This window comes from Pseudomonas sp. F-14 TE3482, from assembly GCF_053629455.1.
Genome location: NZ_JBRJII010000001.1, coordinates 1 through 22,980, shown reverse-complemented (window position 1 = coordinate 22,980; position 22,980 = coordinate 1). Strand labels below are relative to the sequence as shown.

Sequence of the window (22,980 nt, the reverse complement as noted above, 5' to 3'; positions counted from 1 at the left end):
ATGTCCTCATCGAAGCTGCTTATGTGTTCCTGCTGAAACCGGCCCCCTGTGGGAGCGGGCTTGCCCGCGATGACTGACTGACATTCAACTGAAATGTCGACTGTAAGACCGCTATCGCGGGCAAGCCCGCTCCCACAGGATCCGGTTTTCACCTTGGAAATGCGTTGTCCGTTATTTCCCGCCACTGCCCGCAACGCTTTCCCCGCCCCGGGTCAGGTAATAGGCGCCGAGGATCGGCAGCATGGTCACCATCATCACCAGCATCGCGACGACGTTGGTGACCGGCACGTCCCGTGGGCGGCTAAGCTGGTTGAGCAGCCACAGTGGCAAGGTGCGTTCATGGCCGGCGGTGAAGGTGGTGACGATGATTTCGTCGAACGACAGCGCAAACGCCAGCATGCCACCGGCCAGCATCGCCGAGCCGAGGTTCGGCAGGACGATGTAGCGGAAGGTCTGCCAGCCGTCGGCGCCGAGGTCCATCGAGGCCTCAATCAAACTGTATGAAGTGCGGCGCAAGCGGGCGATGACGTTGTTGTAGACGATCACCACGCAGAAGGTCGCGTGGCCGACGATGATGGTGAACATCCCCGGTTCGATCCCTAGCGTTTTGAACGTCGCCAACAGCGCGATCCCGGTGATGATCCCGGGCAGGGCAATCGGCAGGATCAGCATCAGCGAGATGCCTTGCTTGCCGAAGAAGTCCCGCCGGTACAACGCCGCCGACGCAAGAGTGCCCAGGACCAGCGCAATCAATGTGGCGACGGCCGCGATTTGCAACGACAGCTTGATCGCTTCCAGCACGTCGGGGCGGGAGAACGCCACGCCGATCCACTTCAGGGTAAAGCCCTTGGGCGGAAAGCTGAACGCCGCGTCTTCGGTGTTGAAGGCGTAGAGGAAGATGATCAGGATCGGGAAGTGCAAGAACACCAACCCGCCCCAGGCGGCGATGCGCAGGCCCAGGGATGCCCGGTCTTGAGATGAAGTATCAGAGCGCATCGAAAGCCCCCAGACGTTTGACGATGGACAGGTAAATGGCGATCAGCACGATCGGCACCAGCGTGAAGGCCGCCGCCATCGGCATATTGCCGATCGCTCCTTGCTGGGCGTAGACCATGCTGCCGATGAAGTAGCCCGGCGGGCCCACCAGTTGCGGCACGATGAAATCGCCCAGGGTCAACGAAAAGGTGAAGATCGAACCGGCGGCGATGCCCGGAATCGACAGCGGCAGAATCACTTGCATGAAGGTCTGACGCGGCTTGGCACCAAGGTCCGCCGAGGCTTGCAGCAAGGACGGCGGCAGGCGTTCCAGTGAGGCCTGGATCGGCAGGATCATGAACGGCAGCCAGATGTAGACGAACACCATGAACCGCCCCAGATGCGAGGTCGACAAGGTGCTGCCGCCGACGCCCGGAATCCCGAGCACGAACTGCAACACCGGCTCCAGCCCCAGGTGCTGAACAAACCACTGGGCCACGCCGCCCTTGGCCAGCAGCAAGGTCCAGGCGTAGGCCTTGACGATGTAACTGGCCCACATTGGCATCATCACCGCGATGTAGAAAAACGCCTTGGTCTTGCCGGTGGTGTAGCGCGCCATGTAGTAGGCGATCGGGAACGCCACGACCGCACTGGCGATCGACACGACGACAGCCATGCTCAGGGTGCGCAGGATGATGTCGAAGTTTGACGGCTGGAACAGTGCGGTGAAATTCGCCAGGGTCAGGTCGGGCGTGACCGCCATGGTGAAGTCATCGAAGGTGTAGAAGCCTTGCCACAACAACGTCAACAGCGAACCGAGGTAGATCGCACCGAACCACAGCAGCGGCGGCACCAGCAGCAGCGACAGATACAGGTTCGGCCGCCGGTACAGCACGTTCGAAAACCGGCGCAACGGAGAGCCGCTGGCAGGGGTTTGAGGAGCGGCCACGCTGTTCATCTCACACCCCGCCCACAACATTATCGTGCAGCGGGATCATCGCCTCGCGCGCCCAACGAGCGCTGATGCGTTGCCCGGTCTGATGTTGCGTGCTGACATCCAGCCACTGAACGTTGGCCTGGCTGATGTTCAATGTCTGGCCGTTTTCCAGTTTCAGTTCATAGCGGGTGGCGCTGCCTTGGTACTGGATGTCGTGCAGCAGGCCGCTGACTTCGATTTCATGGCTGGCCAGCGGGCCTTCGGCGAAACGCACGTGTTCCGGGCGGATCGAAAACGGCTGTGGATTGCCGCTCAACTGCCGGGCCAGATCGCCGCGAATCACATTGGAAGTGCCAACGAATTCTGCGACGAACGTGGTTGCCGGCTTCATGTACAGGTTGCGCGGTGTGTCGACCTGTTCGATGCGGCCCTTGTTGAACACGGCCACGCGGTCGGACATCGACAGCGCTTCGGTCTGGTCGTGAGTGACGAAGATAAACGTGATGCCGAGCTGGCGTTGCAGCTTCTTCAGCTCGCCTTGCATTTGCTCGCGCAGTTTCAGATCGAGGGCACCCAAGGGTTCGTCGAGCAACAACACACGCGGGCGATTGACCAACGCGCGGGCCAGGGCCACGCGCTGGCGCTGGCCGCCGGAGAGTTGCACCGGTTTGCGCTCGCCGTAGCCGCCGAGGGCGACCATATCGAGGGCTTCTTCGGCGCGTTTTTGGCGTTCGGTCTTGCCGACACCTTTGACTTTCAAACCGTAGGCGACGTTGTCGAGTACGTTCATGTGCGGGAACAACGCGTAGTCCTGGAACACAGTATTCACGTCACGCTGATACGGCGGTAACCCCGCAGCTTCGGCGCCGTGAATACGGATGGAACCCGCGCTCGGTTGTTCGAAACCGGCGATCAGGCGCAGGCAGGTGGTTTTGCCCGAGCCGGAGGGGCCCAGCATGGAAAAGAACTCGCCGTCCTGGATATCGATAGAAACCCGGTCAACGGCCTTCACCTCGCCGAACTGCCGGGAAACGTTGGTGAACTGGACTGCAAGCGTCATGGTGCGTTGCTCCGAAAAGGCGAGGATCATCACAGTGGCCTTGCCTGGACTTCTGAAAAATCTGAATCGTGATCGATGGGCTTTTGTGGCGAGGGAGCTTGCTCCCGCTGGAGTGCGTAGCACTCCCAAAAAAGGGTTAATGCGGTTTACCTGGTAGACCGCAGTGACTGGTTTTTGGGGCGGCTTCGCCACCCAGCGGGAGCAAGCTCCCTCGCCACAAGTATTCCTCGCCAACTATGTACCGAGTGTTACCTGCCCCCCATAATCGCAATGTAATCCTGGGTCCAGCGGCTATAAGGCACGTACTTGCCACCTTCAGCCTGCGGAGTTTTCCAGAAGGCGATCTTGTCGAACTGATCGAAACCGTTGGTCTTGCAACCCTCGGCGCCCAGCAGTTCGCTGGCCTTACACGCCGCCGGGACCGCCGGCAGCGAGCCGAACCAGGCGGACACATCGCCCTGGACCTTCGGCGTGAGCGACCAGTCCATCCATTTGTACGCGCAGTTCGGGTGCTTGGCCTCGGCGTGCAGCATGGTGGTGTCGGCCCATCCAGTGGCGCCTTCTTTGGGGATGGTCGAGGCGACGGGCTGTTTCTCGTTCATCAGGCCGTTGACCTGATAGGGCCAGGAACTGGAGGCCACCACGCCTTCGTTCTTGAAGTCACTCATCTGCACGGTGGTGTCGTGCCAGTAGCGATGGATCAACTTTTGCTGGGCGCGCAGCAGGTCGAGAACGGCCTTGTACTGTTTTTCGTCGAGCAGGTAAGGATCCGTGATGCCCAGTTCCGGCTTGGCGGTTTTCAGGTACAGCGCCGCGTCGGCGATGTAGATCGGGCCGTCATACGCTTGCACGCGGCCCTTGTTGGATTTGCCGTCGGACAGCTTCTGCTCTTCGAACAGCACCCCCCAACTGGTAGGTGGCTGCGTGAACACCTTGGTGTTGTACATCAACACGTTCGGGCCCCATTGATAAGGGGTGCCGTAAGTCTGGTTGTTGACCACATACCACGGCGCATCCTTGAGGCGCGGATCGAGATTTTTCCAGTTGGGAATCAATGCGGTATTGATCGGTTGCACACGTTTGCCGGCGATCAGACGCAGGGAGGCGTCGCCGGACGCCGTCACCAGGTCGTAACCGCCCTTGGCCATCAGGCTGACCATTTCATCGGACGTGCCGGCCGTCTTGACGTTGACCTTGCAGCCGGTTTCCTTCTCGAAGCCGGTCACCCAGTCGTAGGTCTTGTCGGTTTCGCCCCGTTCGATATAGCCGGGCCAGGCGACGATATCCAGCTGACCTTCGCCGGCACCGACGGCTTTCAGCGGCTCGGCGGCTTGCAGGCTGGCGCTGGCCAGCAGTGCCGTGGTGATTGCACTGAGCAGTGCGGTCTTGTGCACAAGCATGGTGAACCCTCTTCTTTAAATTATGGTCGGGGCAGTTCTGAACGGGGTGAAGCCAATGCCGTTATGGCTAATTGTTAGCGTAGTGCGCTTTTATAAATGCTGTCCGTGACGGGCCATGATGTGGCGCACCACGCTGTAGTCCTGCAGCGAATCACTGGATAAGTCTTTGCCATAGCCCGAGCGCTTCAGGCCGCCATGGGGCATTTCGCTGACCAGCATGAAATGGCTGTTGATCCAGGTGCAGCCGTACTGCAAACGCGCTGCGACCTGCATGGCTTTGTCGAGATTCTGGGTCCAGACCGAGGAGGCGAGGCCGTATTCCGAGTCGTTGGCCCAGTCCACTGCTTGTTCGAGCTCATCGAAACGGGTCACGGTGACCACCGGCCCGAACACTTCGCGCTGGACGATTTCATCGCTCTGTTTGCAACCGGCCAGCAAAGTGGGCTGGTAATAGAAGCCGGCACCGGAATGCACCGCCGCGCCGGTCACTCGCTCGATGTGCGGCTGGCCGAGGGCACGCTCGACGAAACTGGCCACGCGGTCGCGCTGGCGAGTGCTGATCAGCGGGCCGATCTCGTTGTCGGCATCACGTTTACCGGCAAAACGCAGGCTGCCGACCGCTGCGCCGAGTTCCGCCACCAAGCGGTCATGAATCCCGGCCTGGGCATAAATCCGGCACGCGGCGGTGCAGTCCTGGCCGGCGTTGTAATAGCCGTAGGTGCGCACGCCCTCGACCACCGCTTGAATGTCCGCATCGTTGCAGACAATCACCGGGGCCTTGCCGCCGAGTTCGAGGTGGGTGCGTTTCAGGGTTTTCGCCGCGGCCTGGAGGATTTTTTGTCCGGTGACGATATCGCCAGTCAGCGACACCATGCGCACTTTCGGGTGGCTGACCAAATGGCTGCCGACGCCTTCACCGCCACCGCAAATGATGTTGATCACCCCGCGCGGCAGGATCTCGGCGAGCGCCGGTGCCAACGCCAGAATCGACAGTGGCGTGTGTTCCGACGGTTTGAACACCAGCGTGTTGCCCGCGGCGAGGGCGGGGGCGATTTTCCAGGCGGCCATCATGATCGGGTAGTTCCACGGCGCAATCGAGGCGACCACGCCAATCGGATCGCGGCGAACCATGCTGGTGTAACCCGGCAAGTATTCGCCGCTGAGCTGGCCGGTCTGGCAACGCACGGCACCGGCGAAGAAACGGAACACATCGACCGTGGCGCTCAAATCGTCCTGACGCGCCAGGTGCAACGGCTTGCCGCAGTTCAGGGATTCGAGGCGGGCGAGCAGGTCGGCGTTTTTTTCAATGGCGTTGGCGATGTCCAGCAGCAGGTTCGAGCGCTGCTGCGGCGTGGTCCGCGACCAACTGGCAAAGGCGCGGTGGGCGGCGAGGATCGCGGTTTCGACCTGCTCGGTGCTGGCTTCGGCAATGTGCGTCAGCACTTCTCCGGTGGCCGGGTTGAGGATGGGTTCGACGAAACCCTGACCCGCGACCAACTCGCCATCGATCAACAACGCGGTGAACAACGGAGTCTGCGCGCCAGCCATTTTTCGGGTTCTCTTTTCTTGTGTGGCCATGGGATTCCCTGTGACTGGGCCAGGCCGTCTTATAGATGCCTCAAGACTAGTGGCCGGGCTTGTGGTCGACAAATACTAAATACTGAAGGCGGCGTTCGATTAAATAGATGGCTTGCGCCCGCCATGGGGTTGTTCGCGAGCGACGGTCAGGAACGGGTCCACCAGCGCGGGCCGGGCAGTGCCGCGACGCCACGCCAGACCGACATCGAGGGTCTGGCTCAGGTCGGCGATCGGCCGCGCTTCGATGATGTCGCCCTCCAGGGACCACGGGCGGTAAGTCATGTCCGGTTGAATGGAAACGCCCAAGCCCGCGGCGACCAGGCTTCGTACCGCTTCCGTCGAGGCTGTTCGCAAGGTGATGCGCGGTTGCAGCGAGGCCGCCGACCACATGCGCTGGGCGTTGCGGTCCATTTCATCGACGTTCAGCTGAATCAGCGGCTCGCGAGCGACATCGGCGAGGTTGATGCTGTCGTGTTCCAGCAGCGGATGCTGGGCCGGCAGCCACAGCCGATGGGGCGAGTGGGTCAGGACTTCGGTCTGCAAGGCGTGGCGGTCTTCCAGATTGGAAAGGATCAGCACGCCCACATCAATTTCACCGCTGACCAGCAAATGCTCGATGTACGGCCGCTCGTCTTCCATCACGCGTATTTCAACGTTGGGGTAAGCGCGCTGGAACCGGGTGAGCAAATCCGCCAGGTAATAACCGGCAACCAGGCTGGTCACGCCGATGATCAACTGCCCGGCAACCTGATCGGTGCTCTGTTGCAGGCTGCGTTTGGCATTCTCCACCGTGGCCAGAATCAGGTGTGCCTGGCGCAGGAATTGATGACCCTGGTGGGTCAGGGTCATGCCCTTGGCGTGGCGATTGAACAGGCCGACACCGATTTCCTGCTCCAGTTGCTGGATGGCCAGGGTCAGGGTGGATTGAGAAATGAACGCGGTTTGCGCCGCGGCAGAGATCGAACCGGTCTCGGCCACGGCAATGAAGTGGCGGATCTGACGCAGGGTCATCATGGGGAATTACCGGGTGGGCGGTTTTTATCGATTTGCCCGAGTGTATATCTTTTAAATCGATGGGTAGCCTGCGCAGCGGCATCTGGGGATACGCTTTACCGTTTGTCTGGAAAAGTCGTCTACCTGTTAATTCTGACAGTAGCCAGTTCCCGCGTATCGGTATTGGATAACCCAACCCAAAGCCCATCGTGCAGGAGCCTTTATCATGACCCTACCGGAATCGCCCGATAACACCGTACTAGTGCTGGATAGACCCCGAGTGCCTGACGCGACCCGGCCAGTCATAGGGGCCGATATCGGCGTGTCCCTGGTGATTTACGATCTCGTCACTGACGGTGAGGGCGCCACCGTCGAGATCGATCCGCCGTTGTCGGGCACGATGAATCCCGGGGATGTCATGGAGCTGTGGCTGGTCGGGGAGACCACGTTTCTGTACAGCAAAATCATTGAGGATGAGAACGCGATCACGACCCTGCGTATCCCCAAAGGCCGGTTGCATGCGGATCGGATCAATGAACTCTTCTACATCATCAAGCGCGGCAGCAACAATATCGGTACCTCACCGATGCTGACGATGCTGTACAACAAAATCCGGCCCGGTTTAAAAGACAGATTTCCGGAGGTCGAGGGCCATTCCGAGCTGGAGTTATTGTTGCCCGACGCCATCAAGAACGGCGTCGGCCCCGACTTCGTCAGTGCCCAAGTGTGTGTGTCTTATCCCTACTGCCGAGCCTACGACACGATTACCCTGAAGTGTAACGGTGAGTCCATGCATTTCATCGTTGGCAGGGACGAAGCGCCTGAACCACCCGATCCGGGCTCACCGATCGCGACCAGGGTGTGTTTTACCGTGACCCGCGCCCACCTGGAGGTCGCGCAAAGACCCGACCATGAACTCAACTTTTCCTACACCGTCACCGACCAGCTCGGAAACGTCCCGGACACCGATGCTATCTGGTCTGCGACTCAAACCGTGGAAGAGGACTTGGCGGGCACCCGCTTGCCAGCTGCGATTCTGCGCGAAATTCTGAGTGAGGCCGACGACGAGTCAGGCACCATCGACCTGGGAAAACTGGGGGCCTACCTGTATGTGATTATCCTGGTGAGAGACCCTCGCTTCGAAGTGGGCGACTTCATCGAAGCGACCTACACCGGCCAATCACCGGGGCTGCCGGATGTTGTGATGACCGTAGGGGGAAATGTTCAGGCGGACGAATTCGGGGATCCGGTGCGTGTGGTACTGGAAATCCCGAATGACAAGGTCGTTTCCGTCCAGACGGTGAGTGTGGCCTATGTGCTGAAAAGAAACGGCGAGCAGAAATATTCCTCGAGGGAGGCCAAGGCGCGGGTGATTGGTGAGGCCGTGACTGTGCCGCCAGTAATCGACCGCGTGACAGATTCAAAGGGTGAAATCGACAATGGTGGTACCACGATCGAGACCTCGATCACGATCACGGGTAGCGCCAGTGTTGGCCAAAAAGTGCAGCTCTATGATGGAGATGCCCCAATAGGAGGCGAACTCACCGCAGTGGGCGGGATTTGGACCGCAACCATATCCGTCGCGGTCGGTGTGCGTAGCCTGACGGCTAAAGCGCTGTATGGCAGTGGTCAGGTTTCGGCGGCGTGGGTGGTGAATGTAACGGCAGTCGTTGCACCGACCATTACCTCGGTGAAAGACGCCAAGAACGTCGAAGTCCCTCACAACGGTTTCACCGTCGAGACCAGCGTGACGCTCACCGGTACGGCCAGCAAAGGCCAGAAGGTGCAGATTCTCGATGGCACCACCGTCAAGGGCGAACCTGTCGCCGACGCGGCGACCGGGATCTGGACCCTGGTGGTCACGGCGCTGGATGTGGCGGAGCACCATTTCACCGCGAAAGCGCTGTATGGCAGTGGTCAGGTTTCGACAGTCTGGACTTTTACTGTGGTTGTGCCTTTGTCATTCGGTGCTGATGTAACATTGAACCTTCCAAGTTACAGCGTTGTTCGCGGTATTCCGCCAATAAATCCGCCTGACGATGCTACCTACACTCGAGTTGGGACAGGAGGCGTTCCTCCCTATACATACAGCTCTGCCAGTAATAACGTGGCGACGATTGATGCTGCGGGGAAGGTACGAGTGGCGGGGAGAGGGACCACTACGTTGAAGGTCACAGACAGTAAGGGCGCTTCGGTTACTCATAAAATTACAGTGACTGGGGTGATAATGTTTATGCGAATTGGCAGTCTGATGAATCAGTTCGACGCTGAACGGGCGTGTATAGCCCAAGGAGGAGGACTGCCAATCAATCGCGCACAGCTTAGAGCGGTGTATGACACTTACGTAGGACAGACGGGAGGTATTGTTCAGGCTGCAGGCTGGTTACACAATGCGACGTGGACGCACGAACCTCACTCTCAGATCAATCACAGCTGGACAGTTGTAATGTCCAATGGGCAGTACTCTTTTGCCCATGCTACCCAAGGGCCTTCTGCGGTAGCGTGTCGTATTGATACTACCCCGGCCCCAACGACTGAAGAGTTGGGAGGTACAGAGCTCGGAGCAGATATCTCAGATTAACAAGTTGTTGGAATGGTAAGTAAGGAGTGTCTAGCCCAGAAATAGGTTCATATCTATTTCAATCAAACCCTCGATGGATTGCATTGGGGGTTTGATTTTTTTTTTTTTTTTTTTTTTTTGCGTGAACAGGCGGATCTATTTAAAGACCGACGTCAATTTCCCCCTCCAATAAAATACTAGAGACAAAATAATCGGGATGGATTTATTTAGTTAATAAATCCATCCCGTTTTTTATTGGAAATCCACAGCCACGAGTAGCAAGCAACATCCTGAAGCACTCTCACCCGACGGCACCGGGCACTTTCGGTCCAGGCTCATGGCCTTAATGATCCGGTTAACCCGAATTCGTGGAGGCAGCAAATGAACACCCGTGGATTGCTCGATCAGTTACTCAAGTCCGGTCAGGATCTGTTGCAGAACAAGGCTGGCGGGACGCAGAACAAATCGGCTGGCGGTGGGCTGGGCGGCTTGCTTGGTGGTAGTGGTGGGGCTGGCGGGCTCGGCAGTGTGCTTTCGGGTGCCGGCGGCGGTGCGTTGGCGGCCGGGGCCATGGGCCTGCTGCTGGGCAGCAAGAAGGCTCGCAGCGTGGGCGGCAAGGCCCTGACTTACGGCGGCCTCGCCGCGTTGGGGGTCATTGCCTATAAGGCTTACGGAAATTGGCAGGCCCAGCAAGGCAGCGCGCCGAAGACCGAACCGCAAACCCTCGACCGCGTGCCGGCGGCGCAAGTCGAGCAGCACAGCCAGGCGATTCTCAAGGCGCTGGTGGCGGCGGCCAAAGCCGATGGTCATGTGGATGAACGCGAGCGTGCGTTGATCGAAGGCGAGTTCACCAAGCTCGACAACGATCAGGAACTGCAGCAGTGGCTGCATGCTGAACTCAACAAACCGCTGGACCCGACCGACGTCGCCCGCGCTGCGAGTACGCCGGAAATGGCGGCTGAAATGTACATCGCCAGTGTGATGCTGGTGGACGAAGAGAGCTTCATGGAAAAGTCCTACCTCGATGAACTGGCGCGGCAGTTGAAGCTGGAGCCGGGGTTGAAGGCCGAGTTGGAGAAGCAAGTTAGAATCGCTTGATCGGGCTTGGGACGACGTTAGGCTATAAAGAAGAAAACCCCATCAACTGATTGTGTTGATGGGGTTTATTGTTTTAGTGATGTTACTATTGTTTTGGAATATGAAACTTTCCGGTTAATTTGCCAAGATCGCCTTCTAAATCGATGTCAAATGTACCTTCGAAAGAACGCTTTCCCGAGTCGAAGAATTTTAGTTGTGTTAAGGAGCCTTTTTTTACGGTTAGAGGTGAATTTTTGTCAGCGGCTTGCCATGAACTGTTTAAACCCTCAAAATCTTCTGGGTAACGTACAGTATGTATTTCGCTGGGGTCCAGTGCTTCTGGAAAGCTGAGAAGCACAAAGCTCCGGTCTTCGCTTTCGCCGAAGAACATATAAACTTCATTGCCTCGTACGTAAGTTATCGTTTTGGTATCAAGTATTTGTGTGTCGTTGAGGAATGCAGACATTGTTCCTATGGCCTTTTCGCCTTTCGCTTTCAGGCTATCGTAGTCTTTGGGTGCTGGCATGATGGTGTGCTCGTTAGTTGGTGTTTATACAGGTCGTAGAGTAATAATTCATCAGGGTAGTGGCTACTGTCAGAGTTGATAGTTGGTTAGCGTGTTTTGATATTGGTTTGTTAATTTTTATTCTGAACTGCACCACACCCCTCAATGACCCTTCCATAGTTCGTTTCCTCCGAATTACCCCTGGCACCCACCCTCTATCGCGCAAAGCCCCATCCAGATCCAATCCCGGCCTTGCTCGCCCATCTGATAACCGAAGCACCGCCCTCGGCTATACTCCCCCGCAATTCGAACCGCACCGAGGACTGACTGTGAAGAACTGGACGTTGCGCCAACGCATTTTGGCGAGCTTTGCGGTGATTATCGCGATCATGCTGTTGATGGTTGTGGTGTCCTTTTCTCGGCTGATGAAGATCGACGCCAGCGCAGAAAGGGTCCGCCTCGATGCGGTTCCTGGTGTCTACTTCAGCTCGATGATGCGCGGTGCGTGGGTCGACAGTTATAACCTGACCCAGCAAATTGTCGGTCTTTCCGGACGTCGCGAGATAACACCCGCCGACCACGCCATGTACAAGAGCTTCGAAGAGCGCTTGAGCGAGCAGATGGTCAATTACCGCAAGACCATTTTCACTCCCCAGGATCAGGCCGCATTCGATGAATTCGAAGCACGTCATCAGCTCTTCAATCAAGAGATGACCAACGTCCTCGACCTCTATCAGCGCAAAGAGTACGAGCCAGCGCGTCTTGCCCTGGAGCAGAAGCTCACGCCGGCCTGGGTCAATGGGCGCAAGCAGTTGAACACCCTTATCGAAGTGAATCACGACCTGTCTGACAGAGCCACGCTGTCCATCGGCGAAGCGGTGACCGACGCCAAAATCAGTATGGGCGTCTCTTTGCTGGTGGCGATCATCGTCGCCGGCCTCTGTGGCCTGCTGCTGATGCGCGCGATCATGGCCCCAATGAATCGCATCGTGGATATTCTCGAAGTCATGCGCAGCGGCGATCTCAGCAGCCGCTTGAATCTTGATCGCAAGGATGAATTTGGTGCGGTGGAAACCGGCTTCAACGACATGATGACCGAGCTCACCTCGCTGGTGTCCCAGGCCCAGCGCTCCTCGGTGCAGGTCACCACGTCGGTCACGGAAATCGCCGCGACGTCCAAGCAGCAGCAGGCCACGGCCACCGAAACCGCTGCCACCACCACCGAAATCGGTGCGACCTCGCGGGAAATTGCCGCCACTTCGCGGGATCTGGTACGCACCATGACCGAGGTCTCCACCGCCGCCGATCAGGCGTCGGTGCTGGCAGGTTCCGGTCAACAAGGCCTGGCGCGCATGGAAGACACCATGCACTCGGTGATGGGCGCGGCCGATCTGGTCAACGCCAAACTGGCGATCCTTAACGAGAAGGCCGGCAACATCAATCAGGTGGTGGTGACCATCGTCAAAGTCGCCGACCAGACCAACCTGTTGTCCCTGAATGCCGCGATCGAAGCCGAGAAGGCCGGTGAATATGGTCGCGGGTTTTCCGTGGTCGCTACCGAAGTACGGCGCCTGGCAGACCAGACTGCGGTGGCCACTTACGACATCGAGCAGATGGTGCGCGAGATCCAGTCGGCGGTGTCGGCCGGGGTCATGGGCATGGACAAGTTTTCTGAAGAAGTGCGCCGTGGCATGTCCGAGGTGCAGTCGGTGGGCGAGCAGTTGTCGCAGATCATCCATCAGGTTCAGGCACTGGCACCACGGGTGTTGATGGTCAACGAAGGCATGCAGGCCCAGGCCACCGGCGCCGAGCAGATCAACCACGCGTTGGTGCAGTTGGGCGATGCCAGCAGCCAGACTGTCGAGTCTTTGCGTCAGGCCAGTTTCGCCATTGATGAATTGAGCCAGGTGGCCGTGGGGCTACGTGGCGGCGTCTCGCGATTCAAAGTCTGATGAGCGAGCTCGCGGTCAAGCGCGGCGCGGTGATGCCGGTGAAACAGTCGTTGTTTCTGGTGTTCCGCATCGGCAACGAGCGTTACGCCTTGCAGGCCATCGAGGTGGCCGAAGTGCTGCCGCAGCTGCCGTTGAAACCGATTCCCCAGGCACCGGACTGGGTGGCGGGGGTATTTGCCTGTCGCGGCGCGGTGGTGCCGGTGATCGACCTCAGCGCCCTGACGTTCGGCCAACCGGCCCAGGCTCGCAACAGTACGCGGCTGGTGCTGGTGCATTATCGCCCGGATGAGGCGACGCCTGCGCAATTGCTCGGGCTGATTCTGGAACAGGCCACCGACACGTTGCGCTGCAACCCGGCGGACTTTCAGCCTTATGGCCTGGACAATCGCCAGGCGCCGTACCTGGGGCCGGTGCGCGAAGATGCCCAGGGTTTACTGCAATGGGTGCGGGTTGCCGATTTGCTGGACGAACAGGTCCGCGCCTTGTTGTTTCCCTCGCCGCCGCTGGACCTGGCGCAGTTTGAGGAGCAGGGATGAGCAGCGATCAACGGTTTTTCGATTTCCTCAAAGAACGTATTGGCCTCGATGTGGGCTCGGTCGGCCCGGCGATCATCGAACGCGCGGTGCGCCAGCGCATCACGGCGGCTCGGGTTCAGACGGCCGATGAGTATTGGCACACTCTGCTGGGCTCGCGCGACGAACAACAGGCGCTGATCGAAGCGGTAATCGTCCCCGAGACCTGGTTTTTCCGTTACCCGGAATCCTTCACCACGCTGGCGAAACTGGCGGCCAAACGGCTGGCGGCGATCAATAACATGCGCGCCCTGCGGATTCTCAGTCTGCCGTGTTCCACCGGCGAAGAACCGTATTCCATTGCCATGGCATTGCTCGATGCCGGGCTGGCGCCGCACCAGTTCAAAGTCGACGGCATGGATGTCAGCCCGCTGTCGGTGGAAAAGGCCAGGCTCGCGCTGTACGGCAAGAATTCGTTTCGTGGCCAGGACATCGACTTCCGCGAGCGGCATTTCACGGCTGAAAACGACAACTATCGCCTCAGTGGGCGCGTGATTGAGCAGGTGCGTTTGCAGGTTGGCAATCTGCTGGATCCGGCCTTGCTGGCCAGTGAGCCACCTTATGACTTCGTGTTCTGCCGCAATTTGCTGATCTATTTCGATCAGTCGACCCAGCAGCAAGTGTTCGAAGTGCTCAAGCGCCTGACCCACGTCGACGGCGTGCTGTTTATCGGCCCGGCGGAAGGCAGTCTGCTGGGCCGTTTCGGCATGCGCTCGATCGGCATCCCGCAGTCGTTTGCCTTCAGTCGTCAAAGTGCGCAAGAGCCGCTCGCGACCTTCGTGCCGACGCCGCTGCCGGTGCAACAACCGGTGCCCAGCGTGACACCGCCGCCAGTGCGCAGTCGGCCTTTTGCGACGGTGGTGTCGATGCCTCCGGTTGCCACTGCCACCCCTTCAGACGCCGCCACGCTGCTGGCGAACATTGCCGCGCTGGCCAATGAAGGCAAAAGCGCGGAGGCCCGCGCCGCGTGCGATAGTTTTTTGCGCAGTCACGAGCCGGTGGCCCAAGTGTTCTATTGGCTGGGGCTGCTCAGCGATGTCGCCGGCAGCGCTCTCGAGGCCCAGGGCTTTTATCGCAAGGCGTTGTACCTCGAACCGCAACACCCCGACGCGTTGATGCATCTGGCCGCCTTGCTCCAGTCCCAGGGCGACACGGCGGGAGCCCGACGATTACAGGCTCGCGCCGCCCGCAGCGAGCGCGCCGCAGACAGTGAGCGTAAACGATGAACGCCGCCGATTCCTTGAGCGTCATCCATGAAAATGCCCAGGCCATCGACGACTGCTGGAACCGCATCGGTATCCACGGCGACAAGTCCTGCCCATTGCTGAGCGAGCACATTCATTGTCGCAACTGCGCGGTGTATTCGGTCGCCGCCACGCGCTTGCTCGATCGCTATGCCTTGCGGCAGGACGACCGCGAGCAAGTATCCACGGTGGCCGGCAGCGATGTGAAAACCCGCTCGCTGCTGATGTTTCGCCTCGGCGAAGAATGGTTGGGCCTGGCCACTCGCAGCCTGGTCGAAGTGGCGCCGTTGCAAGCGATTCACTCCTTGCCGCACCAGCGCTCCGGGGCGTTGCTCGGCGTGGCGAATGTGCGCGGTGCCTTGGTGGCATGCCTGTCGCTGGTGGAGTTGCTGGGGCTCGATGCCACCAGTGGTGTGGCGTCCGGCGCGCGGGTGATGCCGCGGATGCTGATCATCGCCGCCCACGGCGGACCGGTGGTGGTACCGGTGGATGAGGTGGACGGGATTCACGCTATCGACGAGCGCATTCTCGATGCGGCGTCCCAATCCGGCACCCAGGCCAGCGCCAGATACACCCGTGGCGTCTTGCAATTCAAAGGTCGCAGCCTGCGTTGGCTGGATGAAGAACAGCTGCTGTCCGCCGTGACCCGGAGCCTCACATGACCCCCGAGCAAATGCGTGACGCCTCTTTGCTGGAACTGTTCAGCCTCGAAGCCGAGGCCCAGACCCTGGTGCTGAGCGCAGGTCTTTTGGCGCTTGAGCGTGATCCGACTCAGGCCGATTACCTTGAGTCGTGCATGCGCGCCGCCCATTCGCTCAAGGGCGCGGCGCGGATTGTCGGTGTCGATGCCGGGGTCAGCGTTGCCCATGTGATGGAAGATTACCTGGTCAGCGCCCAGGAAGGGCGCCTGTACCTGCGGCCCGAACACATTGATGCACTGTTGCAAGGCACCGATCTGCTGATGCGGATTGCGACGCCGGGCAACGCTCCGGCGCCTGCGGATATCGACGCTTACGTCGTCTTGATGGGCCGGTTGCTTGATCACATGGCGGCCACTGCCCCCATCGCGCCGCCGATGGCAGAGCTTCAGATGCAACCGCCGACGCCCAAGGTTGAGCCGCCCATGCCGGCCACCGCCGAAGCCTCCCCGGCAGCGCCCGCCGAGCCAGCGCCCACGACTAAACGCACCACCGAAAGTGGCGAACGCGTATTGCGTGTCACGGCCGAGCGCTTGAACAGCCTGCTCGACCTGTCGAGTAAATCCCTGGTGGAAACCCAGCGGCTCAAGCCGCACCTGGCCACCATGCAGCGCCTCAAACGCATGCAGAGCAACGGCCTGCGGGCGCTGGAAAACCTCAACGTCCATCTCAAGGACCATGCCTTGAGTCTCGAAGCCCAGGAAGCCTTGGGCGATGCCCGCCGATTGTTGGCCGAGTCCCAGCAATTGCTGGTGGAAAAAAACGCCGAGCTGGACGAGTTCGCCTGGCACGCCAGCCGGCGTGCGCAGGTGTTGTACGACACGGCGCTGGCCTGTCGCATGCGGCCATTCGCCGACGTGCTGAGCGGGCAAGTGCGCATGGTCCGTGATCTCGGCCGCGACCTTGGGAAACAGGTGCGGCTGGAGATTGAGGGCGATAAGACCCAGGTCGACCGCGACGTACTGGAAAAACTCGAAGCGCCGCTGACGCACCTGCTGCGCAATGCGGTGGATCACGGCATCGAAACCCGGGAACAACGACTATTGGCCGGCAAACCGGAAGAAGGCGTGATCCGTTTGCGAGCATCCCATCAGGCCGGTCTGCTGGTGTTGGAACTCAGCGATGACGGCAATGGTGTTGATCTGGAAAAGCTTCGGCGCAACATCGTCGAACGGCAGTTATCCCCAGCCGAGACCGCCGCTCAGTTGAGCGAAGAGGAGCTGCTGACGTTCCTGTTTCTGCCGGGTTTCAGCCTGCGCGACTCCGTCACTGAAGTCTCCGGGCGCGGCGTGGGGCTGGATGCGGTTCAGCATATGGTTCGCCAATTGCGCGGTGCCGTGGTGCTGGAGCAGACAGCGGGCGAGGGCAGTCGCTTTCATCTGGAAGTGCCGCTGACGCTGTCGGTGGTGCGCAGCCTGGTGGTGGAAGTCGGTGATGAGGCGTATGCCTTCCCGCTGGCGCACATCGAGCGCATGTGCGACCTGGCGCCGGAAGATATCGTGCAGGTCGAAGGCCGGCAGCACTTCTGGTACGAAGGCCGGCATGTCGGGCTGGTCGCCGCCAGTCAGCTGTTGCATCGCCCGGCGAGCCAGAACAACGCGCAAACCCTCAAAGTCGTGGTCATCCGCGAGCGCGAGGCGATCTACGGGGTGGCAGTCGAGCGCTTTATCGGCGAGCGCACATTGGTGGTGCTACCGCTGGACGAGCGCCTGGGCAAGGTGCAGGACATTTCCGCCGGGGCCTTGCTCGACGACGGCTCGGTGGTGCTGATCGTCGACGTCGAAGACATGCTGCGTTCGGTGGACAAACTGCTCAATACCGGGCGTCTGGAGCGCATTGCCCGGCATGCCAATCAGGCCGTCGAAGCGGCGCGTAAACGGATTCTGGTGGTGGACGACTCGCTGACGGTTCGTGAGTTGCAGCGCAAGCTGCTGCTCAATCGCGGCTATGACGTCGCGGTGGCGGTGGACGGCATGGATGGCTGGAACGCCCTGCGTTCAGAGGACTTCGATCTGTTGATCACTGACATCGACATGCCGCGCATGGATGGCATCGAGCTGGTGTCTTTGGTGCGCCGCGACAACCGTCTGCAATCCCTGCCGGTGATGGTGGTGTCCTACAAGGACCGTGAAGAAGACCGCCGCCGTGGACTGGACGCCGGAGCCGACTATTATCTAGCCAAAGCGAGTTTTCATGATGACGCTTTGCTGGATGCAGTGGTTGAGCTCATTGGAGGCGCGCGGGCATGAAAATCGCTATCGTCAACGACATGCCCATGGCGGTAGAGGCCTTGCGCCGCGCTTTGGCGTTCGAACCGGCGCACGATGTGGTCTGGGTCGCCGGCAATGGGGCCGAGGCAGTGCAACGGTGCACTGAATACACCCCGGATCTGATCCTGATGGATTTGATCATGCCGTTGATGGACGGTGTGGAAGCGACCCGGCGAATCATGGCCGAGACCCCATGCGCGATAGTCATTGTCACCGTCGACCGCGAGCAGAACGTACACCGGGTATTCGAAGCCATGGGCTACGGCGCGCTGGATGTGGTCGATACCCCGGCTATCGGCGGCGACAATCCTCAGGAAGCCGCCGCACCGCTGCTGCGCAAGATCATGAACATTGGCTGGCTGATTGGTGACCACAGCAATCGGGTGCGATCGGCACCGAGCCAGCACCGCCACTCGTCTTCGCGCCAGCATTTGGTGGCCATCGGTTCATCCGCTGGCGGGCCGGCGGCGCTGGAAGTGCTGCTCAAGGGCCTGCCTCGAGATTTTTCGGCGGCCATCGTGCTGGTCCAGCATGTGGATCAGGTATTCGCCGCCGGCATGGCCGAATGGCTTGCCAGCGCCAGTGGCCTGAACGTGCGCCTGGCCCTGGAAGGCGAACGGCCGCAAAGCGGCGTGGTCCTGCTGGCCGGCACCAACCATCACATTCGATTGCTGAAAAACGGCACACTCGCCTACACCGCCGAACCGGTCAACGAGATATATCGGCCGTCGATCGATGTGTTTTTCGAAAGTGTGGCCAGTTACTGGAGCGGTGACGCCGTGGGCGTTCTGCTGACCGGTATGGGGCGCGACGGCGCGCAAGGGCTTAAACTCATGCGCCAACAGGGCTACCTGACCATCGCTCAGGACCAACAAAGCAGTGCGGTGTATGGCATGCCGAAGGCGGCCGCGGCCATTAACGCGGCTGTGGAAGTTCGTCCACTGGACAAGATAGCGCCACGATTGCTGGAGATCTTCTCAAAATGACTATTATTAGCAGCAATCGTGGCCAAGGCAGTACTCAGGTGACCGCACATGAATGAATTACAGCTCGACGACTTCAAAACCGATGAAAACGCCGCCATGGTGTTGTTGGTGGACGATCAGGCGATGATCGGCGAGGCAGTGCGGCGTGGTTTGTCGAACGAAGAAAACATCGACTTCCATTTCTGTGCCGACCCGCACCAGGCCATCGCCCAGGCGATTCGCATCAAGCCGACCGTAATCCTTCAGGACCTGGTCATGCCCGGCCTCGACGGCCTGAGCCTGGTGCGCGAATACCGTAATCACCCGGCGACCAAGGACATTCCGATCATTGTCCTGTCGACCAAGGAAGACCCACTGATCAAGAGCGCGGCGTTTGCCGCCGGCGCCAACGATTACCTGGTCAAACTGCCGGACAACATCGAACTGGTGGCGCGTATCCGCTATCACTCGCGCTCCTACATGACCCTGCTGCAGCGTGACGCGGCGTATCGCGCGCTGCGGGTCAGCCAGCAGCAGTTGCTCGACACCAACCTGGTGCTGCAACGCCTGATGAACTCCGACGGCCTGACCGGGCTGTCGAACCGCCGGCATTTCGATGAATACCTGGAGCTGGAGTGGCGGCGTTCGCTGCGGGACCAGACTCAATTGTCGCTACTGATGATCGATGTCGACTACTTCAAGTCCTTCAACGACAGCTTTGGCCACCTCGAAGGCGATGAAGCCCTGCGCAAAGTGGCTACGGCGATTCGCGACGCCAGCTCCAGACCTTCGGACTTGCCGGCCCGTTACGGCGGCGAAGAGTTCGTCCTGGTCCTGCCCAACACCTCGCCGGGCGGTGCGCGAATGGTGGCGGAAAAACTGCGCCAGACCGTGGCCGGGTTGAAAATCCCGCACATTTTCCCGACCGAAGGTTCGTGCCTGACCATCAGTATCGGCCTGTCGACCATGATTCCGCAGCCGGGAAGCGATTGCCGGCAATTGATCTCGGCGGCAGACAAGGGGCTGTACCTGGCGAAGAACAATGGGCGTAATCAGGTGGGGATCGAGTAGCAGGCGACTGGGTTTGTGAATATAGATCTCTTGGCTGGCAAACACCCCTGTGGCGAGGGAGCTTGCTCCCGCTGGGCAGCGAAGCGGCCCCTCTTATCCGCAAATAAAGAAGGGGACTGCTGCGCAGTCCAACGGAGCAAGCTCCCTCGCCACAGATTTACTCGGCGTTCGCTTTAATCAGTCGCCGCTAAAGCCGCCAGGCGGGCTGCCGTGGCAGCTTGATTACGTTATACTCGCCGGCTTTCAAAAGTTCGCCAACGAGTGCTGCCCGCCATGGAAATCAACCCGATCCTTAACAGTATCAAGGACCTGTCCGAGCGCTCCGAAACTATTCGGGGGTATCTTTGACTACGATCAAAAGCATGAGCGTCTGACTGAAGTCAATCGCGAGCTTGAAGATCCGAGTGTCTGGAACAACCCGTCGTACGCTCAGGAGCTGGGCCGCGAGCGGTCGCTGCTGGCTCAGATCGTCGAAACCCTCGACGAAATGCACAGCGGTCTGGCCGATGCCAAAGACCTGCTGCTGATGTCCGCCGAAGAAGAAGACCAGGCCGCCGTCGATGACGTCGCTGCCGAAGTCGAGCGCCTGCGCGAATCCCTGGAAAAACTTGAATTCCGTCGCATGTTCAGCGGTGAGATGGACGCCAACAACGCCTACCTGGACATTCAGGCCGGCTCCGGCGGTACCGAGGCTCAGGACTGGGCCAACATCCTGCTGCGCATGTACCTGCGCTGGGCGGATAAACGCGGTTTCGACGCCACCATCATGGAGCTGTCGGCCGGTGAAGTCGCCGGTATCAAAGGCGCTACCGTGCACATCAAGGGCGAATACGCCTTTGGCTGGCTGCGTACTGAAATCGGCGTGCACCGTCTGGTGCGCAAGAGCCCGTTCGACTCCGGCAACCGTCGTCACACCTCGTTCTCGGCCGTGTTCGTGTCGCCGGAAATCGATGACAACATCGAAATCGACATCAACCCGTCGGACCTGCGCATCGACACCTACCGCTCCTCCGGTGCCGGTGGCCAGCACGTTAACACCACCGACTCGGCCGTACGGATTACCCACGTACCGACCAACACCGTGGTCAGCTGCCAGAACGAACGTTCCCAGCATGCGAACAAAGACACCGCGATGAAAATGTTGCGGGCGCGTTTGTATGAGCAGGAAGTGCAGAAGCGCAACGCCGCTTCCCAGGCCCTGGAAGACACCAAGTCGGATATCGGCTGGGGTCACCAGATCCGTTCGTATGTGCTCGATGCCTCGCGGATCAAGGATCTGCGTACCAACATCGAACGCAGCGACTGCGACAAGGTGCTCGACGGCGACATCGACGAATACCTGGTGGCCAGCCTGAAACAAGGCTTGTAAGACATGCATGCAGTGATCAGCTGATTCACCGCGATCCTGTGGGAGCGGGCTTGCCCGCGATCCCCAGCCAAAGGCTGGGGGCAACGAACCTGTGATGGAATATTTAAAGACATGAGCGACCTACAACTCGACCCGCAAGCCCTGCAACAGGAAGAAAACTCCCTGATCGCCCTGCGCAAGGAAAAGCTTGCTGCCGAGCGCGCCAAGGGCAATGCCTTCCCCAACGACTTCCGCCGCGACAATTACTGCGAAGATTTGCAGAAACAGTACGCGGACAAGACCAAGGAAGAACTGGCAGAGGCTGCAATCCCGGTCAAGGTGGCGGGTCGCATCATGCTCAACCGTGGCTCGTTCATGGTGATCCAGGACATGACCGGTCGCATTCAGGTTTACGTCAACCGTAAAACCCTGTCCGAAGACACCCTGGCCGCGGTGAAAACCTGGGACATGGGCGACATCATTGCCGCCGAAGGCACCCTGGCGCGTTCCGGCAAGGGCGACCTGTACGTCGAAATGACCAGCGTGCGCCTGCTGACCAAATCCCTGCGTCCGCTGCCGGACAAGCATCACGGCCTGACCGACACCGAACAGCGCTACCGTCAGCGTTACGTTGACCTGATCGTCAACGAAGAGGTGCGCCAGACCTTCCGCGTTCGCTCGCAAGTGATTGCGCACATCCGCAGCTTCCTGATGAAGCGTGACTTCCTCGAAGTGGAAACGCCGATGCTGCAAACCATTCCAGGCGGCGCGGCGGCCAAGCCGTTCGAGACTCACCACAACGCGCTGGACATGGAAATGTTCCTGCGTATCGCGCCTGAGCTGTACCTCAAGCGTTTGGTCGTCGGCGGTTTCGAGAAAGTCTTCGAGATCAACCGCAACTTCCGTAACGAAGGCGTTTCGACGCGTCACAACCCTGAATTCACCATGTTGGAGTTCTACCAGGCTTACGCCGACTACGAAGACAACATGGACCTGACCGAAGAGCTGTTCCGCGAACTGGCTCAACTGGTTCTGGGCAGCACCGACGTGCCGTACGGCGACAAGGTGTTCCACTTCGGCGAGCCATTCGTGCGTCTGTCGGTGTTCGACTCGATCCTCAAGTACAACCCTGAGCTGACCGCTGACGACCTGAATGACATCGACAAGGCCCGCGCCATCGCCAAGAAGGCCGGCGCCAAGGTGCTGGGCTTCGAAGGTTTGGGCAAATTGCAGGTGATGATTTTCGAAGAGCTGGTCGAGCACAAGCTGGAACAGCCGCACTTCATCACCCAGTACCCGTTCGAAGTGTCGCCGCTGGCCCGTCGTAACGACGAGAACCCGAACGTCACCGACCGTTTCGAACTGTTTATCGGTGGCCGTGAAATTGCCAACGCCTACTCCGAGTTGAACGACGCCGAAGACCAGGCGGAGCGTTTCATGGCGCAGGTGGCCGACAAGGACGCCGGCGACGACGAAGCCATGCACTATGATGCCGACTTCGTTCGCGCGCTGGAGTACGGCATGCCGCCAACGGCGGGTGAAGGGATCGGCATCGACCGTCTGGTGATGTTGCTGACCAACTCACCGTCCATCCGCGACGTGATCCTGTTCCCGCACATGCGGCCACAAGCGTAAGTGTTTCAATTAAAAAGCCGCCTATAACAGGCGGCTTTTTATTGCCTGTCTGGTACAAACGTATCAATTGGTTACTTTTGACGTTTAGAGAGGAATACCTGTCGTGAATCGTGCAATGGCTCAAGAAGGTGCAGCGGATA

18 protein-coding genes are annotated in these 22,980 nt (G+C 59.6%); 11 read left to right on the top strand and 7 right to left on the bottom strand.

Annotated features, from left to right (window positions below; translation table 11 throughout):
* Positions 1-171: 171 nt before the first annotated feature.
* From AB7M26_RS00090 to AB7M26_RS00065, 6 genes are all read right to left on the bottom strand, one after another.
* Positions 172-996 (bottom strand): ABC transporter permease, encoded by an 825-nt coding sequence (locus AB7M26_RS00090; RefSeq protein ID WP_123498071.1) that lies wholly within the window; start codon positions 994-996, stop codon positions 172-174.
* Positions 986-1,933 carry an ABC transporter permease gene (locus tag AB7M26_RS00085; RefSeq protein ID WP_123498073.1) on the bottom strand — a complete coding sequence of 316 codons (948 nt, stop codon included), beginning with the start codon at positions 1,931-1,933 and terminating at the stop codon, positions 986-988. Before AB7M26_RS00085 ends, AB7M26_RS00090 begins: the two co-directional genes overlap by 11 nt.
* A gap of 1 nt (position 1,934) precedes the next feature.
* The gene (locus tag AB7M26_RS00080; protein ID WP_123498145.1) at positions 1,935-2,972 is read right to left on the bottom strand and encodes an ABC transporter ATP-binding protein; all 1,038 of its coding nucleotides are present in this window, start codon (positions 2,970-2,972) and stop codon (positions 1,935-1,937) included.
* 248 nt (positions 2,973-3,220) lie between these two features.
* Positions 3,221-4,372 (bottom strand): putative ABC transporter substrate-binding protein YdcS, encoded by a 1,152-nt coding sequence (gene ydcS / locus AB7M26_RS00075; protein WP_123498076.1) that lies wholly within the window; start codon positions 4,370-4,372, stop codon positions 3,221-3,223.
* A 90-nt stretch (positions 4,373-4,462) separates the two neighbouring features.
* The gene (locus tag AB7M26_RS00070; RefSeq protein WP_429378245.1) at positions 4,463-5,920 is read right to left on the bottom strand and encodes a gamma-aminobutyraldehyde dehydrogenase; all 1,458 of its coding nucleotides are present in this window, start codon (positions 5,918-5,920) and stop codon (positions 4,463-4,465) included.
* Between the two features lie 129 nt (positions 5,921-6,049).
* Complete coding sequence (locus AB7M26_RS00065; RefSeq protein ID WP_401174771.1) at positions 6,050-6,964, bottom strand: LysR family transcriptional regulator; 915 nt, start codon at positions 6,962-6,964, stop codon at positions 6,050-6,052.
* A 205-nt stretch (positions 6,965-7,169) separates the two neighbouring features.
* Between AB7M26_RS00065 and AB7M26_RS00060 the strand changes: the two genes are divergently transcribed.
* The gene (locus AB7M26_RS00060) at positions 7,170-9,524 is read left to right on the top strand and encodes a hypothetical protein (RefSeq protein WP_429387421.1); all 2,355 of its coding nucleotides are present in this window, start codon (positions 7,170-7,172) and stop codon (positions 9,522-9,524) included.
* A gap of 360 nt (positions 9,525-9,884) precedes the next feature.
* Positions 9,885-10,601 (top strand): tellurite resistance TerB family protein, encoded by a 717-nt coding sequence (locus AB7M26_RS00055; RefSeq protein WP_123498081.1) that lies wholly within the window; start codon positions 9,885-9,887, stop codon positions 10,599-10,601.
* A gap of 85 nt (positions 10,602-10,686) precedes the next feature.
* Here the strand turns inward: AB7M26_RS00055 and AB7M26_RS00050 are convergent, their stop codons facing one another.
* Positions 10,687-11,106 carry a hypothetical protein gene (locus tag AB7M26_RS00050; RefSeq protein ID WP_123498083.1) on the bottom strand — a complete coding sequence of 140 codons (420 nt, stop codon included), beginning with the start codon at positions 11,104-11,106 and terminating at the stop codon, positions 10,687-10,689.
* A gap of 308 nt (positions 11,107-11,414) precedes the next feature.
* Here AB7M26_RS00050 and AB7M26_RS00045 point away from each other — a divergent pair, with 308 nt between their 5' ends.
* From AB7M26_RS00045 to lysS, 9 genes are all read left to right on the top strand, one after another.
* Positions 11,415-13,037, top strand: coding sequence for a methyl-accepting chemotaxis protein (locus tag AB7M26_RS00045; protein WP_429378001.1), 1,623 nt, complete (start codon positions 11,415-11,417; stop codon positions 13,035-13,037).
* On the top strand, positions 13,037-13,573 hold the full coding sequence (locus tag AB7M26_RS00040; RefSeq protein WP_123498087.1) for a chemotaxis protein CheW: 537 nt from the start codon (positions 13,037-13,039) through the stop codon (positions 13,571-13,573). The genes AB7M26_RS00045 and AB7M26_RS00040 overlap by 1 nt, the downstream gene beginning before the upstream one ends.
* Entirely contained in the window at positions 13,570-14,835 is a 1,266-nt protein-coding gene (locus AB7M26_RS00035) for a CheR family methyltransferase (protein ID WP_429387416.1), read from the top strand. Before AB7M26_RS00040 ends, AB7M26_RS00035 begins: the two co-directional genes overlap by 4 nt.
* Positions 14,832-15,515: a chemotaxis protein CheW gene (locus tag AB7M26_RS00030; RefSeq protein WP_429387413.1), complete on the top strand. Its 684-nt coding sequence runs from the start codon at positions 14,832-14,834 to the stop codon at positions 15,513-15,515. The genes AB7M26_RS00035 and AB7M26_RS00030 overlap by 4 nt, the downstream gene beginning before the upstream one ends.
* Positions 15,512-17,800: a hybrid sensor histidine kinase/response regulator gene (locus AB7M26_RS00025; protein ID WP_123498093.1), complete on the top strand. Its 2,289-nt coding sequence runs from the start codon at positions 15,512-15,514 to the stop codon at positions 17,798-17,800. The genes AB7M26_RS00030 and AB7M26_RS00025 overlap by 4 nt, the downstream gene beginning before the upstream one ends.
* Entirely contained in the window at positions 17,797-18,807 is a 1,011-nt protein-coding gene (gene cheB, locus AB7M26_RS00020) for a chemotaxis response regulator protein-glutamate methylesterase (RefSeq protein ID WP_429387410.1), read from the top strand. The genes AB7M26_RS00025 and cheB overlap by 4 nt, the downstream gene beginning before the upstream one ends.
* 48 nt (positions 18,808-18,855) lie before the next feature.
* Positions 18,856-19,857 (top strand): diguanylate cyclase domain-containing protein, encoded by a 1,002-nt coding sequence (locus AB7M26_RS00015; RefSeq protein ID WP_429387407.1) that lies wholly within the window; start codon positions 18,856-18,858, stop codon positions 19,855-19,857.
* Positions 19,858-20,130: 273 nt separating this feature from the next.
* A protein-coding gene (gene prfB / locus AB7M26_RS00010; RefSeq protein WP_095920368.1) for a peptide chain release factor 2 occupies positions 20,131-21,226 on the top strand; the annotation gives its coding sequence in 2 pieces (ribosomal slippage) (positions 20,131-20,202 and positions 20,204-21,226; 1,095 coding nt in all).
* A gap of 111 nt (positions 21,227-21,337) precedes the next feature.
* Entirely contained in the window at positions 21,338-22,840 is a 1,503-nt protein-coding gene (gene lysS / locus AB7M26_RS00005; protein ID WP_123498098.1) for a lysine--tRNA ligase, read from the top strand.
* Positions 22,841-22,980: the final 140 nt, after the last annotated feature.